This is a genomic window from Afifella sp. IM 167, assembly GCF_020144925.1.
GTDB lineage: Bacteria > Pseudomonadota > Alphaproteobacteria > Rhizobiales > Afifellaceae > Afifella.
Genome location: NZ_NSLC01000001.1, coordinates 537,938 through 546,232 on the forward strand (window position 1 = coordinate 537,938; position 8,295 = coordinate 546,232).

7 protein-coding genes are annotated in these 8,295 nt (G+C 67.1%); all 7 read right to left on the reverse strand.

All coding sequences use genetic code 11. From position 1 onward, the window contains the following. Position 1 precedes the first annotated feature (1 nt). Genes CLD20_RS02605 through CLD20_RS02635 form a run of 7 tightly spaced genes read right to left on the reverse strand, consistent with a single transcriptional unit; the run spans position 2 to position 7,791 of the window. Positions 2-850: an ABC transporter permease gene (locus tag CLD20_RS02605; RefSeq protein ID WP_224405030.1), complete on the reverse strand. Its 849-nt coding sequence runs from the start codon at positions 848-850 to the stop codon at positions 2-4. Positions 851-874: 24 nt separating this feature from the next. Further along, the gene (locus tag CLD20_RS02610) at positions 875-1,873 is read right to left on the reverse strand and encodes an ABC transporter substrate-binding protein (RefSeq protein ID WP_224405031.1); all 999 of its coding nucleotides are present in this window, start codon (positions 1,871-1,873) and stop codon (positions 875-877) included. Between the two features lie 49 nt (positions 1,874-1,922). Continuing rightward, positions 1,923-3,464, reverse strand: a complete 1,542-nt coding sequence (gene tcuA / locus CLD20_RS02615) for an FAD-dependent tricarballylate dehydrogenase TcuA (protein ID WP_224405032.1) — start codon at positions 3,462-3,464, stop codon at positions 1,923-1,925. Further along, positions 3,461-4,372 carry a TrmB family transcriptional regulator gene (locus CLD20_RS02620; RefSeq protein WP_224405033.1) on the reverse strand — a complete coding sequence of 304 codons (912 nt, stop codon included), beginning with the start codon at positions 4,370-4,372 and terminating at the stop codon, positions 3,461-3,463. Before CLD20_RS02620 ends, tcuA begins: the two co-directional genes overlap by 4 nt. After that, complete coding sequence (locus CLD20_RS02625) at positions 4,372-5,154, reverse strand: phosphosulfolactate synthase (protein WP_224405034.1); 783 nt, start codon at positions 5,152-5,154, stop codon at positions 4,372-4,374. The genes CLD20_RS02620 and CLD20_RS02625 overlap by 1 nt, the downstream gene beginning before the upstream one ends. Before the next feature lie 3 nt (positions 5,155-5,157). Continuing rightward, positions 5,158-6,381, reverse strand: a complete 1,224-nt coding sequence (locus CLD20_RS02630; RefSeq protein ID WP_224405035.1) for a 2-methylaconitate cis-trans isomerase PrpF family protein — start codon at positions 6,379-6,381, stop codon at positions 5,158-5,160. 3 nt (positions 6,382-6,384) lie between these two features. Beyond that, a complete protein-coding gene (locus CLD20_RS02635) occupies positions 6,385-7,791 on the reverse strand; it encodes an MmgE/PrpD family protein (protein ID WP_224405036.1) in 1,407 nt (468 codons plus the stop codon). Positions 7,792-8,295 lie beyond the last annotated feature (504 nt).

Below are 8,295 nucleotides of genomic sequence, written 5' to 3' on the forward strand. Positions count from 1 at the left end.
GTCAGCCTCCCTTGCGATGATGCGCATACCAACGGCGGATGGTGGCGCGTTCGACGGTTCCGAAGAGGAAGTGCTCGAAGATGAAGCCGAGCATCGCCAGGAGCACGATGCCGACGAACATCGTCTGCGTGTCCATGTACTGGCGCGCGGCGAAGATCATGTAGCCGAGGCCGTAGCTGAGCGCGGCCAGCATCTCGGCCGCGACGAGCGTGCGCCAGGAATGGGCGAGTCCGAGCTTGAAGCCGGTCATCACGGTCGGCAGCGATGCCGGCACCAGAACCTTGGTGAAGATCGCGTGCCGCGGCGCACCCATGCTGCGCACGACCCAGATCGTATGCGGCGGGATGGCGCGAACGCCCTGGATGGTGCTGTAGAGAACCGGAAAGACGGCGCCGAGGAAGCACACGGAGATGATCGTCGCGTCGCCATGGCCGAGCGTCACGAGGAAGATCGGGGTCCAGGCGACCGCCGGCAGCGGCAGCAGCACGCTGAGGATCGGGCTGATCCAGTTATAGGCCGTGCGGTTGAGCCCGAGCCAGAAGCCGAGCGGCAGGGCAACGACGACCGCGATCGCGAAGGCCGCCACGGCCCGGTAGAGGCTGTGCCCGATATGCTGCAGGAGCACGGCGTGCTCCGTGTCGAACACCATCTCGAAGCCGCGCGCGGCAATCAGGCTCGGCGGCGGCAGCACCCGCCCGTCCACAAGGCCGGCGCGAACCACAAGCTCCCAAACGAGAAGCATACCGAAGACCGGCGCGACGAAGCGGATGCCGGCGAGGAGACGGCGGGCGCTGCCCGCCGCCAGGGCCGAGGCCCGTCCGTCTGCCCGCTCGATCTGGATGTCAGTCATGGCGGAGTTCCGTTTCCGCGTCCGTCACTGACCAGCCTTGGAGAGCGTAAGGGCCTTCTCGTAATACTCGCCCCGCACCAGGCTGGCGAAGTCCGGCACCTCTTTGATGCGGTTGTCGTTCTTCATGGATTCCGCGATGGGGACGAGCTCGGCGAGAAGGTCGTCCGTCACCTTCCGGTCGAAGCTGAGACGGGTGAAGGCCGTCTCCAGCGCCTTCGGATCGACCTCAACACCACTTTTGCTGACCTGCCCGGCCGCCAGCTCGCCGGCCTGGTCCGGATGCGCCTCCACGAAGGCGGTCAGGTCGAGCAGCGAGGCGATGAACTTGGCGACCGCCTCCGGGTTCTCGTCGGCGAAGTCGCGGCGCACGAGGTAGAAGTTCGGGCTGGCGTTGACGCCCTTCAGTGAGATGATGCGCTTGGCGCGCCCGCTCGCCTCGGCGATGGCCACATGCGGCTCCCAGGCGAGGCCGGCGTCGATGATGCCCTGCTGCACGGCCGTGCTGATCTCCTGCACCTTCATGTTGACGATGCCGAAATCGTTCGCGCTGAGGCCGTGCTGGTCGAGATAGACGCCGAAGGTGGCGAAGGTGCCCGAGCCCGTGACGGCGCCGATCTTCTTGCCCTTCAGGTCCTCGATCGTCTTGTAGGGAGCGTCCGGCGCCACGATGACGCCGTAGCGGTCGCCGCCGAACTGGTGCGTGCTGACGATATAGAAAAGGTCAGGCTGGTTGGCGGCCACGGTGACGAGGCGCGCCGAGCCGCCATTCGCCACGTCGATCTGCCCGGCGAGGAAGGATTGCAGCATGTCGCCGCCGGAGGAAAACTGGGTGATTTTCCCCTTCAGCCCGTAAGGCTCCAGCCAGTCGCGAGCCAGGTAGAGCTCGTCGGGGGGCACGGCCTGCACGCCGATGCGGATGGTATCGGTCTCCGCCGCTGCGGAGCCGGCCCCGATGCCGAGGGCAAGAGCCGCCGCTGCGAGCATGCCGCCTGCCGATAGTGTTCTTCTCGTAAGACCGCTCATGACATTCCTCCTTTTTCTGTTGTGATGCGCCGGTTGATCCGGCGTCCTCTCATGCGCTCTGTCTGGCGCGGATCTCCGTTTTCGCGATGCCGGCCTCGGCGGCGCGGATGCCCGCCTGCGTGCCGGCGATCCGGCCGAAGACGGCGCCCGAAGTGAGGCCGCTGCCGCCCGGATAGTTGAAGTAGAAAAGCCCCCCGACGAGCTCGCCGGCCGCGTAGAGACCGGGCATCGATGCGCCGGTCACGTCCTGCACCTCGGCGCGCTCGTTCACCTTCAGCCCGCCGAAGGTGAAGGTCACGCCGCAGGTGACGGCGTAGGCCTCGAACGGAGCCTCGTCGATGGTGTTCGCCCAGTTGGACTTCGGCACCGGCAGGCCGTCCGTCCCGCGCCCGTCCTTGACGTTCGGGTTAAAGGGCACGTCCTTGCGGATCGCCTCGTTGTAGGTCTTCACGCCGGAGAGAAAGCCTGCCGCATCGACGCCTTCCATCTTGCGGGCGAGCTCCTCGAGCGTGTCGGCGCGCACCTTGGTGATCTGCCGGATCTTGTATTCGTCCCTGAGGAGATGGGCGACCTTGGCGTCGAAGACCTGCCAGGCGAACATGCCCGGCTGCTTCATGATCTCCGCGCCGTATTTCGCATAGGTGTAGTTGCGGAAATCCGCGCCCTCGTCGATGAAGCGCTCGCCCCTGGCATTGACGACGATGCCGAAGGGATAGGAGTGCTTCTGGAACTGGTCGCCGATCGCAAGGTCGCCGAAGGCCGGGGCGTTGAGTTCCCAGGCGACGGCATGCGCGCCGGACCAGTGGCCGAAGGCCTGCGCGCCGAGTTCCATCGCCACGCGCAGCCCATCGCCGTTGTTGAAGCGCGAGCCTCGCACCTTGGCCAGATCCCAGTTCGGGCCGAGATAGCGCGCCCGCATCTCCGCATTCGCCTCGAAGCCGCCGCAGGCGAGAACGACGTTGCCGCAGCGGATCGGCATCTGCTCCCCGTCCCGCACCGCCATCACCCCGGCGACCCGTCCGTCCTCGACGATGAGATCGGCCATGCGGGTGCGGTAGGAAATCTCCACGCCTTCGGCCGCCGCCTTCTCGTGAAGCGCATCGACCAGTCCCTGGCCGCCGCCGACGGTCTCGCAGCTGACGCCGCCCCAGAACTTGAACTTGCCATCGACCTTGAAGGCCTGCCGTCCCAGGCTCGCCTGGAACCGCACGCCCTTGCCGCTCATCCACTTCAGCGTCTCGCGGCTGCGGGTGACGAGGATCTCGGTAAGGTCCGGATCGCAGCGGTACTGTGTCAGCCGGCCCATATCGTCGTAGAAGGCGTCCTCGCCGTAGGTGCCGAAATCGACATTGGCGATCTCTTCCTCGGTGAGGTCGGTCACCACCTCGCGGTATTCGGCGAGGTCGGCATAGGCAAAGCGCATCGCGCCGGCCGCAAAGGCGGAATTGCCGCCGCGCTCTTCCTCCGGGGCGCTTTCCAGAACGAGGACACGCACGCCGCTCTCGGCCGCGGCGAGAGCCGCGCACATGGCGGCGTTGCCGGCTCCGACGACAACGACATCCGCTTCCTGCTGGCGGCCTCTGTCTTTCATTTCTTCTCCGCTCTCTGGCTGGCGATGACGCGTAGGTGCTCAGCGTTGTCCTTGATGGTGCGCTGAAGGTTGGCGGCCTGCTCTTTCGGCAGGTAGATCTGGCGCAGCGAGACGAGCGCCGGGCCGAAGGCTTCCTCGATCTCCGCGCCGAAGCGCTGGAAAATCTCTGCGAGGTAGATTTCGTGGCGGATGAGGCTCTCGGCCAGGTTCACCACCGGTCGGCTGCGCGTATGCGCCCCGTAGCCCTCGCCGGCCGTATTGACCGTCAGCGCTTCCTCGAAGTCGATGGTCAGTGTGACGAGCGTATCGCCGAGCCCGACGGTGATGCCGTTGCCTTCATGCAGATAGACGGTGACGCACGCCCCGAGGTTGAACTGCTCTGCGCTGGCGGGCGGGCCGAAGAGGATGATGATGATCTCGATGCCGCGCTCGGCGGCCTCGCGCAGGGCCGGCAGGTGGCGCTCCAGCGTCGCAGCCGGCGCCTTGATCCAGATGTGCCGGTGCGCATTGTCGATCATCTCGTCGATCTTCGACTGGATCGTGCGCCGGCCCGTGACCACCCAGACGTATTCCGTCGCGTCGCGGTCGTCGAGATTGGCGAGTTCTTCCGCAAGGCCTTCGCAGCGGCGCGACGTTGCCGCCGCGATCCCCTGGAAGAGCGATTCCGGATCGACCGGGACGTAGCGCACGGGGCTTTCGCTCACCGGCATCACCGCGCCCTTGTTGGTGAGATTCTCCAGCGCGCTGTAGGCATTCGGACGCGGCAGGCCCGCCTGCTTGCTGATCTCGTATGCCGTCGCGGGTTGTCTGCGCAGCAGGGAGAGATAGGCCCGGGCCTCGTATTCGGAAAAGCCGACGCCCTGCAGTTCCTCCACGAGATGGCCTCGGGGTGCCTTGTCGCGTGCCATTACCCAACCTCCTCCGATAGCAGCCGATAATCGACCGCCCTGCCGACGCCGCGGCGAAAGCCTTCCAGCCGGAGCGCCTGGCCCGTCGGGATGTTGGCGAGATTCGCCTCGCGCCCGAAGGTCGTCAGAAGCTCCACATGCTGCTGCGGAAAGGCATAGGGATCGGCCTCGATCCACACATGCTCGAACCAGCTCGCGGCCGCCAATGTATCGAGCCGTGAAGGATCGCTCCTGCGCACCGCATCGAGCTCCGACTGCTCGACGATGACGTGCTCCGCCCCCGCATCCAGGCTGGAAAGGACGAGCGCTTGAAGATCGTCGAGGGCGAAGGGCGCTTCGGGATTCTTGCGGCCGAATTCGTAGATCACCTTGAAGCCGCGCTGGCGCGCTTTCTCGATGAGACGCCGGCGCGTGTCCTCCTCGAGGGTGATGTAGTTCTCCGATATCTCGAGGCTGCGAAGTCCAAGGCTCTCCAGATGGTCGAGCATCTCGTCGACCGCCTGCCGGCGCCAGGCGTATTCGAAGAGGATGCCGCCGGCATAGGCAGAGACGTCGGCGTCGCGATAAAGCGTCACGATGCGCTTCAGCGGCTCTGCCGGCAGAAGCAGGGCGTTGAGGGCGTAGATCTTGGCGTAGTCGACATAGCCGCCGACCAGATCGAGGAAGCCGGAAAGCGCCCCTTCGACGTTCCAGCCCATACTGTCCGGGCCGAAGTCGATGACGGCGGTCAGGCCGCGGCTGCGCGGCTTTTCCTCTCTGGGTGGCAGCGCGAAGCTTCCCATCGCCTAGACCTCCACCACATCGGCAAGCAGGCGCAATCGGCTTTCCGGCACGAAGACCGTGCCTGCCCCGATGAGGCGCGCCGTGCGCTCCACCTGGGCCGAACGCACCTCGTAGCCGCCGCCGGCGGCCCTCTCCACCCGCGAGGCCACGCGCAGAACGCCGCTCGGATGTCCGAGGCGCACATCCTCGCCCGCTCGCACGGTGGCATGGCGGGCGACGACGGTGCCCTCCACGGCGGACGCGACGGCGGTGCAGACGGAACCGGTGACGGCGAGCGCCCGGTGCGGGCGCTGCATCGCCATCTGGCGCACGCACACATCATGCTCGCCGGCGGCGATGCGCCGTCCGAGCGTGTCGGTGTAGTCCTGCGGAGAGCTCACCAGGATCAGCCTCGGCACGTTCGGAGAGATCGCGCGCGCCTCTTTGGCGGAAGGGCTGAGACCGAGCACTTCGGCAGCCCAGCCGCGCACCTCCTCCAGACGCGCCTGCAGGGCCGCATCGGAAAGGATCTCCTCCGGCAGCTCCGTTCCCCTCGCCCCGACATCGGCGGCCGCGACGAAGACGAAGGGGGTCGCCGCATCGACGAGCGAGACCTCCACGTCGCGCCCTTCGACCGTGATCGTGTCGAGCGGCGAGCCGGTCGGAAGAAGGCGGCCGCTGACCGCGCCGGAGCAATCGCCGAAATCGAGGAGGATCCGTCCGCCGCTGCCCGGCACCCCGGCGATCTCGCAATCCCCGTCGACGGCCGGCACGCCTGCGCTCACCGGAACGACGGCGGTGACCACCTGCCCCGTATTCGTGGTAAAGATGCGAAGCCGCGTCTGCGGCTCCTCCACCGGCACGAGGCCGCGCAGCACGGCGAAAGCCGCCGCCGCCGAAAGCATGTTGCCGCAATTGCCGCCGGTGGAGACACGCGCGCTGTCGATCCCCACCTGGTAGAAGGTATATTCCACATCGGCATCGTCGCGCTGCGAAAGGCCGACGACGGCGGCCTTGCTGGTCAGCGGATCGGAGCCCCCGATGCCGTCGATCTGGCGGCTGTCGGGCGAGCCGTAGAGGCCGAGGAGGAGCGCCGCCCGCTCACGCGGATCGGCCGGCATGTCCCCTTCGTAGAAGACGCCGCCGCGGCTGGACCCGCCACGCATGAACAGGCAGCGCACCGCCCGCTGGCCCGGATAGGTGCTGTCCAGGGGATGCGCCTGGCTGATCGCGGCGGCAACGGTCATCGCTCAGGCGGCCCGCAGAACGGGCCGACCGTCGCTGGCGACGGTCATCGCCGGCAGCCGGCCCGGATCCGTTTCGGTTTCCAGATGCATGACGATATCGCCGATCTGCCGGGCCGTGGCCTCGTCCATGACCAGGCCGGTCATGGTGAGGTATTTGCGCTCCAGCTCCTCGGCCGTCAGCGGGTTGGTCGGCTCGCCCTTCGGCTCCTCCTGGCGGCGGCGCAGGGTGCGGCCGTTCTTCAACGCAACCTCGACGATGGCCTGGCGCCCGCCGAGGCCGAACTCCGGCTCCGCCTTGAGCGTGACGAGCGAGGCCGCCGCGTCGTGGACTTCCTTGTTCTTGAACCCCTCCCAATAGTCGCCGAGACCGTTGGAACCGCCGGCGAGGGCAAGCGCCACGCCGAACTGGGTGGAACCCATGGCGACGTTGAGGTTCGGGCACGGCGACTTCGAGGCCTGCCGGATGGCGAGCTCGCTCATGTGAACCGTGACCTTCTCCACGTCTTCGAGCCTGACGCCCTCCTCGTGATAGAAGGCCTGCGCGAGATCGAGCGGACCGTGCGCGTAGCGGCAGGCCGCATGCGGCTTGAAGCCGACCTCCATGATGGCGAATGCTTCGCCCAGCCCGTCGACCAGGTGCTCTGCCGCGACGCTCGAGGTGAAGGCGTTGAGGAAGCCCTCGTCGCATTCCAGCATCGTGCGCGGGCCGGTGAAGCCGCGGCTCGCCATGACGGCGGCGATGGCGCCGTTGAAGCCGCCCTTGCCCGGGCTGAAGGGCTTGGCCATGCAGGAATCGTTGAGATAGGACTGGATGCCGGCCGACTGCATGCCGGCAAGGCCGATCGCCGAGGCGATCTGTTCCGCGTCGCAACCGAGGATGCGGGCCGCGGCGGCCGAGGCGCCGAGCAGCGCCACTGTGCCTGTCGTGTGGTAGCCGCGCTGGCGGTGGCCCGGATTGATCGCCTTGGCGACGCGCACCGCGATTTCGTAGCCCCCGACCACCGCTGCGACGACGTCCTTGCCCGAAGCCTTGTGCTTTTCCGCCGTGGCGAGAACGGTCGGCACGATCACCGAACCGGCCTTGATCAGACCCGAACCGTGCGCATCGTCGAGCTCGACGCCGTGGCCGAGCATGGCATTGCACATGGAGGCCATCGGCACCGGCACCTTGGTGCCGTATCCGACGATGGTCGCTTCCGGCGCCCCGCCCCATTCCTGAACCATCTCGATCACACGCGCCGCCGGCTCGGCCGTCGCCGAGGCGGCGATCTGGTTGCCGAGGCCGTCGCGGATGATCCACTTGGCCTTCTCCGCCACATCCGGCGGAAGATCCTCGTAGCGCAGCTCCGCGACGAGCTTGGCGTAGCGCCGGGTCAATCCGGAAAGGTCGCGCGATAGGGCTTCGGTCATGGCCTCTCGTCTCCCTGCCTCAGCGCACGGCGGCTGCCGAGACTTCATTAGTTGCATAAACGACTTCTCTTCGTTGTAGCTCTAGCAACTATCAATGTGAGCGTCAACGCGGGTGCCGCCGATCGACCCCTGCCGCGGAGCTGGCTGAACCGCGCGCACTCGCCGGAAGGCACCGTCAGTCGCGGAACGGGCGGTTCAAATTCCCGGCGAATCTCCAGAGGAAAGCGGCTGGAGTTCCCCCTGCAGCCGGTCTCGAAGCATCGCGATCCGGCCCCTCTCCGCCAGATCGTCCTGGCCTTGGCATCACCCGGCAAATTCGCTGTGCGCGGCCGCTGCGGACGGCCATCGAGATGCGGGCGGCCTTGGAGGCGAACGACGGGGATTTCCTGCGCCATGCCGAAAGAAGGCACCACGCGAGGCCGCGAAACGGCGGCAGCTTCCCGCCCTCGCCGAAAGCGCTCGGCTGGCGCTGAAGCCAGGTCGGACCTGGATCGGATCTGGGGG

What these genes read in the sequence shown, in the direction of transcription:
- CLD20_RS02605 (WP_224405030.1), bottom strand. Translation starts at nt 850, where the DNA reads ATGACTGACATCCAGATCGAGCGGGCAGACGGACGGGCCTCGGCCCTG.
- CLD20_RS02610 (WP_224405031.1), bottom strand. Translation starts at nt 1,873, where the DNA reads ATGAGCGGTCTTACGAGAAGAACACTATCGGCAGGCGGCATGCTCGCA.
- tcuA (WP_224405032.1), bottom strand. Translation starts at nt 3,464, where the DNA reads ATGAAAGACAGAGGCCGCCAGCAGGAAGCGGATGTCGTTGTCGTCGGA.
- CLD20_RS02620 (WP_224405033.1), bottom strand. Translation starts at nt 4,372, where the DNA reads ATGGCACGCGACAAGGCACCCCGAGGCCATCTCGTGGAGGAACTGCAG.
- CLD20_RS02625 (WP_224405034.1), bottom strand. Translation starts at nt 5,154, where the DNA reads ATGGGAAGCTTCGCGCTGCCACCCAGAGAGGAAAAGCCGCGCAGCCGC.
- CLD20_RS02630 (WP_224405035.1), bottom strand. Translation starts at nt 6,381, where the DNA reads ATGACCGTTGCCGCCGCGATCAGCCAGGCGCATCCCCTGGACAGCACC.
- CLD20_RS02635 (WP_224405036.1), bottom strand. Translation starts at nt 7,791, where the DNA reads ATGACCGAAGCCCTATCGCGCGACCTTTCCGGATTGACCCGGCGCTAC.